The sequence below is a fragment of the Candidatus Accumulibacter aalborgensis genome (genome assembly GCF_900089955.1).
GTDB classification, from domain to species: domain Bacteria; phylum Pseudomonadota; class Gammaproteobacteria; order Burkholderiales; family Rhodocyclaceae; genus Accumulibacter; species Accumulibacter aalborgensis.
Genome location: NZ_FLQX01000121.1, coordinates 19,701 through 36,044 on the forward strand (window position 1 = coordinate 19,701; position 16,344 = coordinate 36,044).

At 68.7% G+C, this 16,344-nt stretch carries 12 protein-coding genes; all 12 read right to left on the minus strand.

What is annotated here, in order from left to right; genetic code table 11:
- Positions 1-14: 14 nt before the first annotated feature.
- The gene (locus ACCAA_RS13270; protein WP_186407728.1) at positions 15-2,207 is read right to left on the minus strand and encodes an ATP-binding protein; all 2,193 of its coding nucleotides are present in this window, start codon (positions 2,205-2,207) and stop codon (positions 15-17) included.
- Positions 2,197-3,690 (minus strand): hypothetical protein, encoded by a 1,494-nt coding sequence (locus ACCAA_RS13275; protein ID WP_186407729.1) that lies wholly within the window; start codon positions 3,688-3,690, stop codon positions 2,197-2,199. Before ACCAA_RS13275 ends, ACCAA_RS13270 begins: the two co-directional genes overlap by 11 nt.
- Positions 3,687-5,825 carry a phage tail protein gene (locus ACCAA_RS13280; RefSeq protein WP_186407730.1) on the minus strand — a complete coding sequence of 713 codons (2,139 nt, stop codon included), beginning with the start codon at positions 5,823-5,825 and terminating at the stop codon, positions 3,687-3,689. Before ACCAA_RS13280 ends, ACCAA_RS13275 begins: the two co-directional genes overlap by 4 nt.
- Positions 5,826-5,840: 15 nt before the next feature.
- Positions 5,841-8,099, minus strand: a complete 2,259-nt coding sequence (locus ACCAA_RS13285; RefSeq protein WP_186407731.1) for a putative baseplate assembly protein — start codon at positions 8,097-8,099, stop codon at positions 5,841-5,843.
- A gap of 46 nt (positions 8,100-8,145) precedes the next feature.
- Entirely contained in the window at positions 8,146-8,565 is a 420-nt protein-coding gene (locus ACCAA_RS13290; RefSeq protein ID WP_186407732.1) for a GPW/gp25 family protein, read from the minus strand.
- Between the two features lie 115 nt (positions 8,566-8,680).
- Positions 8,681-10,570, minus strand: coding sequence for a hypothetical protein (locus ACCAA_RS13295; RefSeq protein ID WP_186407733.1), 1,890 nt, complete (start codon positions 10,568-10,570; stop codon positions 8,681-8,683).
- Positions 10,564-11,235, minus strand: coding sequence for a phage baseplate assembly protein V (locus tag ACCAA_RS13300; RefSeq protein WP_186407734.1), 672 nt, complete (start codon positions 11,233-11,235; stop codon positions 10,564-10,566). Before ACCAA_RS13300 ends, ACCAA_RS13295 begins: the two co-directional genes overlap by 7 nt.
- Positions 11,232-12,326, minus strand: a complete 1,095-nt coding sequence (locus ACCAA_RS13305) for a phage late control D family protein (RefSeq protein ID WP_245754571.1) — start codon at positions 12,324-12,326, stop codon at positions 11,232-11,234. Before ACCAA_RS13305 ends, ACCAA_RS13300 begins: the two co-directional genes overlap by 4 nt.
- 26 nt (positions 12,327-12,352) lie before the next feature.
- Complete coding sequence (locus ACCAA_RS13310) at positions 12,353-12,532, minus strand: hypothetical protein (RefSeq protein WP_186407735.1); 180 nt, start codon at positions 12,530-12,532, stop codon at positions 12,353-12,355.
- A 12-nt stretch (positions 12,533-12,544) separates the two neighbouring features.
- Complete coding sequence (locus ACCAA_RS13315) at positions 12,545-13,774, minus strand: CIS tube protein (RefSeq protein WP_186407736.1); 1,230 nt, start codon at positions 13,772-13,774, stop codon at positions 12,545-12,547.
- A complete protein-coding gene (locus ACCAA_RS13320; RefSeq protein ID WP_186407737.1) occupies positions 13,771-14,322 on the minus strand; it encodes a phage tail protein in 552 nt (183 codons plus the stop codon). The genes ACCAA_RS13315 and ACCAA_RS13320 overlap by 4 nt, the downstream gene beginning before the upstream one ends.
- A gap of 7 nt (positions 14,323-14,329) precedes the next feature.
- Positions 14,330-16,333 (minus strand): phage tail sheath family protein, encoded by a 2,004-nt coding sequence (locus tag ACCAA_RS13325; RefSeq protein WP_186407738.1) that lies wholly within the window; start codon positions 16,331-16,333, stop codon positions 14,330-14,332.
- Positions 16,334-16,344: the final 11 nt, after the last annotated feature.

The following is a 16,344-nucleotide window of genomic DNA, read 5'->3' on the forward strand; positions in this document are numbered from 1 at the left end:
AACGGGCATGACTTTCATAATCCAGGCTGTCTCGACAAGTCATGGCCGTGCGGGGTGATCAATGCGAGGTCGTCGACGTATTCTTCGGCCGGCCAGACGGTGTGTGGCGGAAAGCCAGGGTGGGCGCGCCCTGCCTTGTCGAATTCATTCTCGACGGCGAGCAGGAAATGGCGTTGATGAATGCGCCCCGCCGCGGCCGCGGCAAGGAACGCCGCGGCCAGCGCCGCGTTCTTGATCTGCGCGCCGGACAACGCATACCAGGCGGCCAGTTCCGGCAGGCTGACATCGTCGGCGAGCGGCGCGCCAGCCGGCAGATGCAAGCGCCACAGCGCTTCACGCGTCGCCGCATCGGGCTCGGGAAACTCGACGATGAATTCGAAGCGGCGGGCGAAGGCGTTGTCGAGGTTGGAGCGCAGGTTGGTCGTCAGCACCGCGACGCCTTCGTAGCGCTCCAGCCGTTGCAGGAGATAGGCGGTTTCCAGATTGGCGTAGCGATCGTGCGCATCCTGCGTTTCCGTACGCCTGGCAAACAGCGCGTCGGCTTCGTCGAAGAGCAGCAAGGCGCGCGAACGCTCGGCGATGTCGAAGACCGCAGCGAGATTCTTCTCGGTTTCGCCGATCCATTTCGAAACCAGGCTGGCCAGATCGACGACCAGCATATCGACTCCCAGCGCCCGCGCGACGACTTCGGCCGCCAGCGACTTGCCGGTACCCGGCGTGCCGAAGAAGAGCATGCGCACGCCGCGTCGTTCGCCGCGTCCCTGCGCAAAACCCCAGTCGTCGAGGACGGTAATCTGTTGCAGCACTCGCCGCACGGCGCGCTGCAACTGGCGGCGTGCCGATTCGGGCACGAGCAGCGCCCGCCAGTCGGCACGCGGCAGCACGCGCTGGATGCCGGGGCGGCTGCTCCAGATGGTCCGCGCGCGGATGCACTCAGCCACCTGTTCGACCGCCAGCGGTTGCTGCGACAGGCTCTGGCGCAAACCCAGATCGCGCACCACATCGCGCGCGTCGTCCGGATCGATCGGGTAACGCGCAGCAAGGACGGTGGCCTGTTCGCCGAGCTGGGGCAGCAGCGATTGCCACAGGCTACGCCGGGCGACTGGCGCCAGCGCGTGCACCGGCAGGCGGATCAGGGGAAGTCCGAGCATCGGCGCATGCCGGTCGGAAGGCCCGCTGGTGATCATCGGCAACTCGGGCAGGTTGGCCAGCGCTGCGCCGAGTCCGGCGCTCAGCCTGGCCAGCGCGTCGTCGAGCGCCGGCTCGTCGCTGCGCGCTTCGAGCCACAGGCAGGCCTGGTGCATGAAGGCGGCGGTGTAGCCGTCGACGCAGTGGTCGCCACGCGCGTCAGCCTCGGGGCCGTCGATCCGCGTCCGGATGGCGACCACCGTGGCCGCGCCGAGCAGCGCGCGCACGCGCGTCACGCGCATCGCCGCATCGCCGCCGACGAGCATGATCTGGCAAGGCAGGGCATGGCGCAAAGCCAGGATCGCCTGCGTCACTGCCGGCGCTGCGAGCCAGTCGTCGAGTCCCGGCACCTGCGCGTAGCCACCCACCAGTTCGGCGTTGTCGACTTGCGGTGGCCGTGCCATCAGCGCTTCCCAGACCCCCGGGCCGGGTTGCAGACTACGCCCATGCCAGGGTCCGCGACCCGACAGGCGGACCAGGCCGAGCACTGCGAGCGGTGAATCGTGCAGCAAATCCTCGACCGCATCACGCACCGCGAAGGGCAAGGCGAGGCCATCATGGACCGCCTCGGACTCGATCCAGTGCACGGCCAGCGCGCCGGTCGGCATCGGCAAGCCGTCGGGGTGCACCAGCCGGCAGAGTGTGGCGAAGCCTTCGTGTGCCTCCGGCAGGCAGGCCAGCAACAGGAGATCCTTGAGCAGCACGGCGCTTTCCCGGACACGCTGCTGCGCTTCGAGGCGCAGCAAGGGGTGTGCCGGCGGCGGCGGCTGCACGGCCACCGGCACCTGGCGCGCGAAGTCATCGGCGAAGGCCAGCGCCGGCCACAGCGCGTCGCGTGTCGGATCGGCGAGTCCAGTGGTGGCAGTGGCTGCGCTCGCCGGCGTGCCATCGCCCACGGTGACGAAGCGCTGGCGCAGGCTCTGCGCCACGCGCAGGCCGACCTGCGCGAGTTCGCGCCGGCTGTGCGCTCGGATTTCGCCGATCAGCCGTTCCAGGCGCTGGGGGGCGTCATCGCTCATAGCGAATCCTCAGGACGCAAGCCAGCCAGGGCAGCCAGCCGGGATCGAGATCGAGCCCGAGACGACGCGTGCTGGTGTCGACCGAATCGAGCGGCAGGAGCAATTCGATCCAGCCGGGCTCGAAGCGGATCCGCCCACCACGGCGACAGACCGATGGCAGGCGCGGCGCCGCCACTTCGGGCGCTACCTCGGCTAGCCACTCAGCCCAGCCGTCGGCCAGTTTCGCTGCGTACTCTTCGATCACCGCCGGCATTTCACCGCTCGGCACTTCGCCGCCACAGAAAGCCCGCCGAGCCGGATCATCGGCGGGCACCGCGAGCGCTTCGGCCAGAGCACGCAGCAACAGCGGCAGCGCGTCGGCCGGCAGCTCGGGCCGCTCGGCCAGCCACGCCAGCGCGCCACTGGCCGGCAGGCGGCCTAGCCAGAAGAGCGCGCCGCCCCAGGCGGTGCACTGCCAATCGCCTGACTCGGGTAGCGCTGGCAGATCGGGCAGGGCATCGACGCGCGTGATCACCTCGCTGGCCTGAACCACGACGACGGTCGCTGGCTCGGTGCGCCCCAGCTCGACGACGGGCGGCGTCGCTCCCCTGGCCAAGGCGCGCGCGCCGGGTGCGCCGATCGCCGCCGCCAGCTCGGCGCGAACGGCAGCCAGGCGGGCGCGCAGAGCGGGCACCGGGGTGGCAGCCGCCGACCAGCGAAGCGCCGCGAGCAGCACCGTCAGCGTGTCGAGATGTCGCGCTGCAAAATACGCGCGCGTTGATGCCCAGCGCAACCACTCGCATACCTCCGGCCAGACCTGCAGGGACGCCGCATGCTGCGCCCCTGCGTCTGCGGTCGCCGCTGTGCTGTGCTCGCCGCTTGCCTGCACGCTGACGTAAGCCGCGGTGCGCGGGCTGGCGGCAAAGACGCGGGCCCACGCCGTGGCCGGCAGGGCACGCAGCAGCGCGGTCAATGCCGCTGTCCGGCTCTCGCCGACGAGCAGGCGCTGCAGGACCGGCCAGACGTGCGCTGGCTCGCCAACGAGCAAGGCAATGCCTGCCGCCAGCACCTCGTCCGCGCTGCTCGCCGCGCGTGCGATCAGACCCATGCGCTGCCACGCCCACTGCCGGCTGCACTCGCCGAGGGCGCTGCGGTAGAGCAGGTCGGCCAGCGCGTCACGCCGACTGGCATAGCGGATGATCAGCGAGTCGTGGCCATCGCGGCCATCGTGGCCATCGTCGTCGGCGGCCAGCACCTGTTCGATGGCGAGGCGCAGTTGCGTCTGCCATTGCTCGCCGACCGCGGTCGGCGAGCAATCGAGCGACCAGCGCAGGGCAAGCGGCAGGCGCGCTATGAACAGCCACTCGTCGCTGCCGACCAGACCCGCGCCGAGCGCATCGCCATCGGCCTCGGCGAAGGCGCCAAGCCACTCGTCACGACGCTCTCGCGGCAGCGGCGACGCACTGCGGAAACGCGTGTTCAGGCAGTCGATGGCCAGGCTCATGTCCCCTCCCGATCGAGCTCCGGCCGTCCGAGCAGGTAGCCGGCACCGAGCACGGCGTCGCCCAGGATGCCGCGCTCGAAGCCAGCCGACTTGCCGATCACCGACGAGATGCCGACATGGGCACCCAGACTGGCGCGGATACCGCTGCTGGCAGTGCACAGCGCGAAGTCGGTGTGCGCCGGCTTGTGCAGTTCGATCAGCCGGCGCACGCAGGCGAGCTGACTCGCGTCGAGCGCGGCGACGACGCTGACCGTGAAGCGGTGAGCAAAATCGTCGAAGTCTTCAAGATCACCGGCGGCGGCGGGCGAGTCGGTGGCCAGAGACTGCCGCCGCGGGTCGCCGATGACTCCGCCGACGCGGTAGCCGACACCGAGTACCGCCTGCGAGGCATTCACCTGCGGGTTGCCGACGACGCCGCCGCCGCGCAGCCGGAAGTGCTCGATGACCACCACTTGGGCACCGCTCAGGATCTCGACCATGCGCTGCAGGCTGGCCAGGGTGCCGCGGCTGCGAAACAGGGTCGCCGCCTCGGCAATCATCCGCCGTTGCACGGCCGGCGGCCAGCATGGGTCGAGCACCAGGCCGAGGAACGACGCCAGCCAGGGCAAAGCCTGCTCGGGAGCTATCCGCGAGTCGAGCAGGCGATGGCGGTCGCCGGCGACCGCTTGCCATTCATCGAGCATCGCCGCCGGCGACATCAGGTAGCGGAACAGGAAGTCGCGGCTCGCCGGGTCGCGCCAAAGCGTTCGCGGCAGCTTGCTAAGGAGGTCGTGGCCCGGATACTCGACGCAGGCGCTGCGCAGGCGCGGGCTCTTGCTGCGCGTCCCGGTGAACTCGAAGACCAGCCACAGGTAGCGGCCGGGCGAGACGATCAGGGGTGCATCGTAGCGCGCGAAGCCCTCGCCCGGTGCCGGCGCCAGCGGACCTTGCGAGGGGTCGCGGAAGAGTGCCTGCATCTCCCCGGCAACGGTATCCCAGGTGTGTTGCGAGAGCACTGGCGTCTCGCTGGACAAGCCCTTGCCGTCGACCGGATCGTCGAATTCCAGGTCGTCGCGAGTGAAGGCCCGGAAACGGAGGCTGGTGCCGGCGGGCAGGCAAGCATCGACGACCAGTCGGCCCCAGGGCGTCTGGTCATGCTCGGCGTCGAGCGCGAAAGCGAAGAGCAGACCGCGTTGACGATACTGGGCGCGTGCCGGTGCCGCATGGCGCAGGCCTTGTGCCGTCCAGTAGGCGACCCGGCAGTCGGGCGCCAGCGCGATGCCGCGTCCGTCGTAATGCGGCGCCACCAGCGGCGGCAGCAGCGTCGGCTGATTGCCAAGCAGACGCAGGCGCAGGAAGTGGTCGCCAGGCAGTTGCGCGATGATTACCAGGGTTCCGAACTCGGGATGCTCGGCTTCGCTGGCGATGTCGGTGCAGAACGGCACGGTGATCGACTTGTCGAGGTGCAGCGCGTACAGCGACGCGTCGAACTGGCCGGAACGGCTGAGCACCCAGGCCAGATGTCCGCCGCGCGCGCTGGCCGAGACCGTCAAGCGCTCGGCGCCGGCAAGCACCGGCCAGACGGTGCGTATCGGCGCGGGGCAGGGCGCCAGTTGCCAGGTGCTGCCATCGGCGAGCAAAACGAAGACCTCGGCGCCGCAGGCGGCAAGGTCGAGCGGTGGCTGATCGAATTCGATCCGTCGGGCGACCTCCTGCTGCCAGGTATCGACCAGCCACACGGCCTTCGCATCAGGGTCGGCGACATAGAGATAATCGGCTTCGTCGCCAGCCAGCGCCAGTGGGCGCTTGGGCAGATCGCCGCTGACGCTGCCGTCGACTTCGGTGCCGGCGGCGGTAATGGCGAACGGCTGCGGAGCGCTGTCGTGTACGCCCAGGGCGCTGGTCTGGCCCCAGAGGACGTAGTCGACGGCGCCTCCTTCCGGCCGTGGGTGGAAGAGGCGGCAACGCCGGTCGAAAGCCATTCCGGCATAGCCGCCGCTGAAAGGCTTCGCCGCAGCGCCTGCGCCGCCATCGTCGGCACTGGCTGGTGCGAGCATCAGCACGTCGTCGACGCGCGCCGTGTCGCGCAGGGCACACAATTGCCAGTGGGCGCTGCCGCGCAGCGTCCGCGTGCCGGAGTCCGGGATCAGGCGCATGGTGTGTCCATTCCCTCAGCAGATGTCTCTGAGCACCGGTACGGGGACCGGCGGGCGGGCCAGCGGCGGCGCCAGCCCGCTGCCCGGAGCGGGCAGTTCGGTCGCCTCGTCGACGACGATGATCCCGGCCACTTCGGGGACCTCCCAGTCGGCAATCGGCAGGATCTCGGTCGCTGCCCAACTGATCTGGCCATCTTGGTCGGTGTTGGCGGCGTCGAGGCGCAACGTTTCGATATAGTCGACTCCTTCGACCTGCATCGCGACGCCTTCGAGTTCCCGTGCCAGTACCCGCCGGCCGAGTGGCCAGCCGTGTCCGTCGGGTCCGAAGGGCGGTAGCGGCGCGAGGTACTGGCGGAGCAGGATATCCACCCAGTCGCGGATGGCATCGAGCCCGTAGCCGTCGCGCACTTTGACCGAGACGGCCAGCGCGATGCGCCGATAAGTCGGCGGGATGACATACAACTCGGTGGTCACCAGACGCCAGCGATCGAGCCAGCCACAGACCTGCGTCAGCTCCCAGGCATCGGGCAGCGGTGCGTTCGGATGCTGCGCGTCGCGTGCCGGCCAGACGACGACGCTGACCGTTCCCGGCTTGCGGCTTCGGCTTGGCGCGTGAAAGAGCGGCAGGCACTCGGCGCGACCGAGGACGACGGCCGGCGTCTGCAGGGCGAGTTCGGCGAAATCGTCGCGCGCCACGGCGCGGTGGTTGCGCCGCAGTTCGCTCGGAATGCGGCGCAGCGCCGCGTCCAGGCTCTCGCTGTCGGCGCCACCGGAGGCGGGCAGCGGATTGCTGCATTTCAGCGCCACCTGCCCCGCCCGGACCAGCGGTGCCGGCGGCAGCGCCCCGGCGAGCAGCGCGCCGAGCTTGTCGATCCCCAGCGCGGCAACATTGCCGGCGGCGCCGCCACCCCAGCGATAGCCGATGACTCGCAAACGCTCGCCCAGTTGCGGCCAGCGTTCGCCAAAACGCAACGTACCGGCTTCGGCATCGAGCGCAAAGTGCCGGTCGGCGCTCGTCGAAGCGTCGAGCGTGTCGACCTGCGTCCAGTCGGTCCACACGCCGCTCTCCTCGACCTGCAGACGCACGGGGTAGCGCGGATCGAGCAACACCGGAGTGTGCGCGAGCTGGTACACCTGACCGGGCTGGCCGTTGCCGCTACCGAGCAACTCGCCGGCCGCAGCGACGCTTTGCTCGCCGGGAACGGCGTTCAGCGTCACCCAGCGGACCTCGCCGATGCGGCTGCCATCGCCGCGCCAGACGCGCAGCCAGAACCACAGCCGGTCGGCGCGATCGTCGTCGAGTTCGGGCGGAAAGTCGCCGCTACCGGCGAGGCCGATCGGTGCGACGGGAACACCAAGGGGCGTCAGGTCGGCGGCCAGTTCGAGACGGACGACACCCTGGCGCGTAAAACCGGCGGTGCTGTCTCCGGCGACGCGCACCGCCGTGTAAGCGGGGCTACCGTCCTTGTCGAGCTGCGCCAGCGACGCCTGCCAGATCAGCGACGGGCCGTCGCCGGCGGCGCAGGCGGCCACTTCGTCGATTCCCGGATACCAGGCCGCCGGCGCGAAGCCGATGGCCAGCGGCAGCGTGCGCCCGGCGGGGCGCTGAAGATCGACGACCGGATCCTTGACCACATCTGTGTTCTTGAGAACGCCGATCCAGAGGCAGCCATCGACCGTCGCCGAGAAGTCCACCGGCGCCGAAAGAGCGTCCGAGGTCAGGGTCAGCACATCGTAGGGCGCTACCGGCTGGTCCTCGCCCTGGGCCAACCTGATTGCGTCTACACTGCCGCGGACGGCGACGCTCAACTCGGAATCAAGTCCGTCGATGAATGCGCGCACCTTTGCCGTGTCGCCGAGGTCTTCGTCGCTGAGCAGGCTGCGACGCGCGACGGTGACGCAATCGAGCGGCCAGATGGTCGCGTCCTGGGTCAGCGTGAACAGCGTCTTGCCGGCCTTGACCTGATCGCCGCCATAGAGCACGACGCCGTTGGCGACCTTGCTCTCGAAACGGACCAGCACCTGAGCCGGCCGCGACGGCTCCATCGGCAGGTCGAGCAGCTTCAGGAAAGCGATCTGTGTCGCCTCGGGGATCTGGTTGAAGCGGAACTGCAGGCCCTCGCCGAGATAGGCAAAGAGCTGCAACAGGGTGATCCCGGGGTCACTGTCGAGGTGATCGGTCCACGTCGGGTTGTAGACCGGAATGCGGTTGCGCAACTCGGCGAACAGGTCCTCGAAACTGCGGTCGTCCAGGATAGGAGCGATCAGTGGCATGATTGACCTCCTGCCGGCAAGGCAGCGCTAGGGCGTGCGGCGCGATTCATCCGCTCTGCTCCAGATAGAAGGGATAGACCAGGACGTCCTGGCGACCGTCGAGCACATGCGCGTACTGAATCTCGATCAGCACGGTGGCGCGGTCGTCGGTCGGCGACACCCGAACACCGATCACCGTGACGCGCGGTTCCCAGCGTGCCAGCGACTGAGCAATCTCGCGCTCGATAGCGGCGCGCGTCGCCGGATTGTTCGGCGCCATCAGGAAACGCCGCAAGCCACAGCCGAAATCGGCGCGCATCACACGCTCGCCCGGTTCGGTATCGAGGATCGTGAAGATCGCCTGGCGGACCTTCTCCGGGCCGGCGACGACCGGCAGGCGACCGGCATCGTCGGCCAGAATCGGCTGCCCGAGTCCCTGGCCGAGACGTTCGTAGCGCCTCAGTGGGCTACTGAGAGGGGTGTTCATTGCCATGAAAGTCGCGCGAGCGACTCGCGAAGCTCCCCTCGCCCGCGTTCGCGGGAGAGGGGCCGGGGGTGAGGGAAACGGCCATGACTTTCATGACCTGGGCTGTCTTGGCAAGTCATGACCGTTTGGCACCTCCGGTCGCCGGCCAGACCGGCGTCACCGGGTCTTCATAGACCAGAGGTGTGCCCACCGGTGGCGGCGGTGGCAGCGTACCGTCGCTGGCCGGCAAGCGCTCGGCGTTGTCCTGCAGCGTCTGGTCGATCGGTCCGAGGTTGTTGTTGCTCAGATCGTCGATCGCCGGGTCTTGATCGATGCCGACGTCGCTCTTGATTCGTGTCTTCAGCGAATCGCTGCCGGTGGTCAGCGCCGCGTGCAGGTCGTCAGTGTCGATCAGCGTGTCGACCCCGTCGACCTTGACGCTGAAATCGGCGTCGAGGTCGACCTTTGGCGGAGTCACCGCCAGCGCCGCGTCGAGACCGGCAGCGACCTTGATTTGCGGTGGAATGCAGAAGCGGAAGACGAGCAGGAACCAGAGGTTGAAGATGAACACGACGATCGGCAGGAAGAGACTGAGGACGAAGAGCGCGATGATCGTGATCAGCGGAATCGAGAAACTGCAGATCGCCTCGCCGCCCATCTCGCCGCCGTCTACGGCACTGTCCTTGACCTTTGGCGACAGGTGCTGCGGCTGCACGAAGCGCACCGGCGAAAGCTTGCCGCGTGGCCGCGTCGCCGCCTGCGCAGCCAGTTCGCGCAGGTCGGGCATCTTGATGGTGATCGGCCGATTGGCCGCACCGAGCACGTCGAACGGCGCCGCGACGCGGAACGCTTCGCTGGGCAGGCTCCAGACCAGCGGCCCGTGACAGTCGGGCGTCTTGCCGATGCGCGGCGGACAGGGATGATGCTGGCGGACGAAACAGCGGATTTCATAGGTCATCAGGTCGTCGAAACGCGCTACGCCATTGGCGTCGTGCTGCACACCGCCGGTCGGCACCGTGCCGTAGTAGAGCGTACGGCCGGCGGCATCGTGCTGTGCTTCGCGCGGATCGGGAACGATGGCAAACAGCGGGTAGGACTGTTCGCCGGCGGCGACGTCGGCGAAAATCTTGGCGGGGCTGTCGAGCCGCCGCCATTCGCCATACACGCGGCTCGTCTTGCCGTCCTGAAGAGTCGGGAACCAGCCCTCGATGTCGACCCTGACGCCATGCTCGTCGTACCACTGCTGCAGGCGTTCACGTTCGGCTTCGAGCTGGCGGCGCTTGTCGGCGAGCAGCGCCGGCCAGCTCGGCTGATGCTCCAGCGCGACGAGCAGCGCCTGCTGCCTCAGCGCGTTGGCGCGCAGCGCCTGCTGCTGCTGGAGTTCCCTGGCGCTCAGGCCGACGCTGTCCTGCGCGTCGCGGGCACCGGCGTCGTCGAGGCTCAGCAGTTCGCGCAAGTCGGCGGCCATCGTCTGCGCCGCCTTCGCCTGTTCGGTGACGCTCTCCGCGCTCAAGCCGTCCGGACGTCTGCTGATCCGGCGGCGGACGACGAAACCGGCCTGACAGACCTGCTGGCGGGCGACGCGCGGAAAACCGGGCTCATCGCAGTGCAGTTCGCAGGTGACCAGGTAATGGCGGTCGTGCGCCGGCTGGTAGAGCTTGCGCAGACTGGTCGGCGCCAGACGGGCGCGGTACACCGCCGCCTTGCTGATCGTCGTGCCATCGGCCTCATACTTTGGCGCCGGCTTGCCGGTCGCGGTCAGCGGCAGCAGGCACAGCACCCTGGCGGCAAACGAACCGGCCTCGGCCAACTGGTAGCTGTTGACCACGTCGATCACTTCGTCGTATTTCAGCGAGTGCTGCGGCCGCGCCAGGAAGTCCTTGATGAAGTCGTCGCCGGCGAATTTCTGGATCGTCGGCCGGCTGACCCGACCATCGGCAGGCAGAGCGGGATGCGCCCAGCGATACCACGGCCCGACCAGGCGCCAGTTCGGCGCCGGGTGAGTCGCTTGGCGGGTGATCACCATACGTTCCCCGCTCCGGGGGTGTAGCTTGGCGAGACGACGCCGGTCGAGGCGATCAGCGTCGTGCATTGGACGATGCCGTCGCAACTGACCATCGGCGCATGGACATTGACCGCCGAGGCATTGACTTCGACCGTCGCGTTGGCGGTGATCGTCACCTGGCCGGCGATGTTGATGTTGATCTTGCAGCCATTGCTGTGTTCGACGGTGACCTCCTGGGCAGCGTCGTCGAGAACGATGCGGTGGCCGCTCTCCATCGACACGGTGACCTTGGCGGCGCCGTCGGTGTCGTCGAACTGCAGCATGCTGCCCGAACGTGTCTTCAGCGTGCGCAGGTTGTTGGCCACTGTGGCAGCTTCGGGCAGCGACCGGCTGCCGTTCCAGCAGGCGCCGACGATATACGGTCGCGCCGGATCGCCGGCCTCGAAGGCGAGCACGACCTGCGAATCGACTTCGGGCAGGATCTCGAGGCCCTGGTCCTGGTCGGCGTAGGGCGTGAGCAGCGTCGCCCAGGCAAAAACCGCTTCGCCGGCAGCGCCGAAAGCGGGAATCTTCACCTTGATGCGGCCCTTGGCATCAGGATCGACGAGGTCGCTGACCACCGCCGGGTAGAGCCCGAACCAGCGCGGCCCTTCACCGTCGCGCGGGCTGCGCGGGTCGCCGTTCATGTCGCCCTCCCAAGCCAGGCACGTTCGGCATCGAAATGCGTCCGGTAGCCTGTCGGCTGATCATACTGGTGGCGAACGCGCGTGACGTAGAAGCCGTCGCCCTCGAACAGCGGACTGACCCGTTCCAGGCGCAACAGGCTGCCAACGTGGATCGCCGTGTTGCCATCGGCGACACCGTTCACGCTGACGAAACGCCGTGCGCGTCCGAGCAGCGCAGCGCGGGCGAGGGCGGTGGCCTCGCCATCCTTGAGCGGCACCTCGCGCACACGGTAACTGACGCGCTCGCCGAAAGCGCGTTCGAGCACCTGCGCGCCATGCGTGTTGCCCTGCGCCTCGGCGGCGATCTGATTGCCGTCGGATTCCTCGTCGATGGCGTCCTGATCGGCGTCGTCGAAACCGCCGACGACGACCTTGCTGCGCTGATGCGCGAGATCGGCGCGCAAGCGCACCTGCAACAGATTGCTGCCCTGGATCAGGGTCACTGCATTGCCGCCACGCCGGTCGCGCGTCGCCATGTGCACCGCGTCGCCGTCGACCCATACCTCGGCGGCCAGCCGCCGCGCGCGCTCGCGCAGGAAAGCCAGGTCGCTCTGGTTCCATTGCTGTGCCAGCGGCCAGGTCGGTCCGTCGACGTCGGCAACCGCGCGCAGGCCGTGCTCGGCGGCAATCTGCTGCAGCAGGTCGGCCTCGCTGACGTTTTCGTAGGTCTTGAAGCGCCGGGTCATGCGCAGATCCATCAGGTGGTCCTCGGCCAGGCAAACGACTTCGGGTGATCTGCCCTGCGCCATCGACAGCTCGATCGCGCTGAGCTTGCCGGCAAACACTTCCTGGCGGGAATCGCTCGGACCCATCGCCACACGCAACTCCTTGCCGAAATCGAGAACGGCGCCGTCGAGCCAGTTGAGTTGCTCGTTCTGTTCGCCGGCGCGCGGTCCGACGGCGACGAAGGTTGCCAGCAGGCGACGCAGGCCGTGCATGTCCTCGTCGACCTGCAGCAGGCACACGTCGCGCGCCAGCTCGGCGTTCGCCCGCCCATCGACCTTGATCTCGGGGATCGTCGATGACTGCAGGGGAGTCGGGATCAGGGGCATGATTTCAGTTTCGTTTAGTCACATTCTCAGTCATCGAAACCCCAGGCCTGCGTTCGCGCGGCGAGTTGCGTATCGCGGCGCGCGACTTCCTGCCAGCGCTGCAGCGCCTCGGCAGAGGCCTCGCTGTGCGGCTGCTCACCGCCACTGCCACCACCAGCGGCATCGACCTCGACTTCGGCGTTCACTTCCCCAATCTCGATGGGCATCGCTTTTTCTCCTCAGGGGTTGCGGCGCGCACGCCTGCCGCGGCAGCCACAGTCAGCCAAGGCCATGCTGCGCCCGACACTTGCCGTGCTCAGCGCCGGTGTGCTACTCGTCGCAAGCTTGCCGGCCGTCGCCCAACCGGGCTGAGTCGGATCGCGACGCGCGGCAGGCAGCGCACTGCCGAAGCGGGGTCGCAGCGGTACGCCGGCACCCCACGGACGGTCGGCACTGTCGGCAGCTTCGCCGCTCGTCAGGCCGAAAGCGGCGAGGCTGCTGCTCGCCCCCTGCTGATGCGCTGCGCTCTTGACCTGCGCGATGGCGCCGCCGAGGCCTCCCTGACTGGCCAGCGCCTGCCCCTGATGGACCGGGTCGATGCCGCTGGCGCTGCGCGCCGTTGCGGCCCGACCGCCACCCGCAGCTCCTGTCGGCGCAGCGACGAGCGGCAGGCTGGCGGCGGTTTTCGCCGGGTCGCTCCCTTGCCCGTTGCCGCCGCTGGCGACGCCGCGGCCGGCAGCGGCGGGCAGCGCCACCTCCTGCCCAAGTTCGAGCCGCAGCGGGTTGCTCAGGCCGTCGGCCAGTGCCCGCCAGGCCTTGGCATCGAAACCGTTGCGCGCCGCCAGTTGCGCCAGGCTCTCGCCGGGCATCGCCTGCACGATGCGCTCGGGCGACTGCTGGTTACCCTGCGTTCCGGGCGAACCGGCGGGTAGCGCGCTGCCATTGCTCGACCCCGCCGGTGCTCCGGCCGCGGCGGCAGCGTTGGCCGGCGCCGGGGTGTAGGTCCAGCGCGGGTCCTGGCCCTTGATGCTGACCGACACCTTGGCGCGCAGCGGGACGCCATTAGCGTCGAAGAGATCGAGGTCGAGGTTGGCACTCTCCATCGTCCCCTGCACCAGGAAGCTGCCCCATGCGAAGAGTACGCGCGGCGGCGCTTCCTGACCCGGCCGCGGTCCGCGCGGGCGGACGAAGCGCTCGACCATCGCGGTCTTGTCGAGCACACTGACGCCGGACTCGGTACTGCCTTCGTCGGCGGTATCGAAGACCAGATCGAAGCTGACCTGCATCTCGCCGGTGCCCGGGCGCTGCCGTGCCTGGGCGCCGGCCTGCGCGCCACCGGCGGTGCGGTTGGAAATCTGCACGCGCAGCGTCGTCGGGTTGAACTGCACGTCCACCGACGTGTTGGGCGTCTCGGTCGGCCGCTCACCCGAGCCGATCTCGGCCAGACGAGCTTTCAGCAGCGCGCTCATGCCGGCACCTCGGCGGGTAGCAGGCGCAGGCCTTCGTGCGCGATCGACAGTTCCTCGATGGCGATCTCGCCCGTCCTGGCGTTCAGTTCGGGGCCGCGAATCTTGGCCGGCAGACCGCGATCGAACATCCACGTCGCGCGCACCGTCTGGTCGGCACTGAGCACGTAGACGATGCCGTCATAGCGCGTCACTGGTCGCTCGCCGTTGATGATCCGCTGCAGCCAGTGCCACAGATCGGTGTTCGCCTGGCCACCGCCATCGGGTTGATAGAACATGCCGCGCTTGAGCAACAGCGGCTGATACTTGGCGCGGCCGACGCGCCGGATGGTGCCGTTGTTGCGGCCACCCTCCTGGTATTCCTGGATGTCCATCTCGATTTCGAGGCCGGTGCACTCCTGAAAAGCGCCATTGCCGAGTAGCGCCGCGGTCTGCGATGGGTCGTAGCCGTCACCCGCACCGGGCAAGCGCTGGCGACCGGCAATCAGGTTCGGCGAGCGCAGCAGCTTCACCTCGAAGCGGAAAGCGGGCAGGATCAGCGCGTCAGGCATGGTCGCCTCATTCCTCGAGATTCAGCGTGCCATCACCGTCGCGACGCAGGCGGACGAGAATGAATTCGAGTGGCTCGGCGGGCGCCACGCCGATGTCCACCAGGAGCTCGCCGCGATCCAACCCTTGCCTATCGGTATGGACACGCACGAAGAAGGACTCGGCCTCGCTGGCCCCGGCGAAGGCGCCGGCGCGAAACAGGCCGCGCAGCAGACTCTCGATCGCGTGCTGCAGATCGCGCCACAGCGCCGGGCCGTTGGGCTCGAAAACGGCCCACTGCATGTCGACCAGCAGCGTTCGCCTCAGCATCAGGATCAGCCGGCGGACCGACAACTGTCGCCAGTCGCTCTCGCGCGACAGCGTGCGCGCAGCGACCAGCGCGATGCCGTCTGGACCGCGCACGAAACAGTTGATTCCCTGCGCATGGAGAGCGTCGGCGCGGCCCTCGGGCTGTGCTTCGGCGACATGAATGATCTGTCGCGCGATCTCGTTGGCCGGTCCGAACTGGATGCCACGCTCGAATTCACGCCGCGCAATGATGCCGGCGGCGACGGCCGATGGCGGCAACTGATGCCGGCGGGCTTGTGCCGCGTCGACCCCGTCGGCCGTGCGGCGGGCCGTCACCAGCCACGGGTGGTAAGCCGCCGCCCAGGAGCTGTCGAACTGCGCCCGCCACTGTTCGATGCGCGCCTGTGACAGACCGGGCGGTACATCGAAGAGCGCGATCAGCGCCTGGGTGCTCTCGCAGAAGTCGAGAACGCGCTGCTGCAGACCAGTGATCAGGGTCAGTCCGGCCTGCGTGCGCGGATCGACGATCAGACCCGAGAGAGCGCTCGGCGCTACCTGGCTCGCCGTGGCGGGGGTCGATACGGTCAGGCAGGCGGAGAACTCGGCGCCGGCGCCGCCGGTGGGCGGGTCCTCGACGGTCTCCGGGCCGGCCCATTGCGCCGGCACGTAGAGATCGGGCAGCATCAGGTGGGTGATCGTGTCATTGTGGGCCAGCGCGGCGATTCCCGCGCCGGGGTTGTCGTCGGCGACCGACCAGTGGCTGTCGAAAAAATCGTCAGGGGTGATGGTCTGCCAGTCGTCACGACCGCCGGCAAAAACATCGCTGACCCCGCGCAGGAACTCGACGCGCGGACCACGCGGCGCGATTCTCGTCGCCGCCCAGTCGGGATGCGGCCAGAGCAGCGTCGAGCGATCACAGAGGACGCTGGCCAGACTCTCGGGATGATCGGGCGATAGGGCCAGATTGTCGAAGCGCTCGCTGCGCCCGACCCCATCGGCGATCGCCAGGCTGGCGGCGACGAGTTCGGCACGCACCGGCGGCGAAGCGGGCGCACCATCGAGCGTCAGTAGCCAGCGCTCGCGCGCGCGGTCGCTGTCGCGCACCCGCCGCAGGCCAGCGCAGAAGGCCAGCGTTGACGCCCCGGCGGAGTCGGTCAGGCGCAGACAGCTACCGACGGCCACCGGACTGCGCGGGTCGACCAGCAAGCGGTCGAGCGCGTCGAGTGTGAACGCCAGCGCAGTCGCCGAAAAGCCGAGTGAGAGCTTGATCTGGTTGCCCCACACGCCTTCGTTGCGGGCAACGAACTTGAGGTCAATGGTGAACGCGCCGCTCAGTTTGCCGACCGCGCAGGCGTCGGCAAACGAAGCGCCGCGGGAATGCACGATGCGTACGATCCACGCCAGGCGTGCCCCCTGTTCGAAGTAACTGGCCACCGCGTGCGGCAACAGGCCTGGCCCTTCAAAGCCACCGAAGTCATGCACATACTCGTCGAAACTGCGCACCGGCACCGGCTGGCTGCGCCGCAGCGGTCGTGCCAGGTCGCTGACCATGCGATAGCCCGCCGGCCAGCTCTCGTCGACCAGCGGAACGTTCGCCGGGCCGCGCGGCGCCACACCCACGAAGGCACAGACGTCCATGCGCTGCGGATTGAGCACCGGCACGCGTACTTCGGGCAGCGCGAATACGCCTGGAGCGCCGAGCGGGGAGCGGACTGAAGTCAGCATGGCTCGTTGAC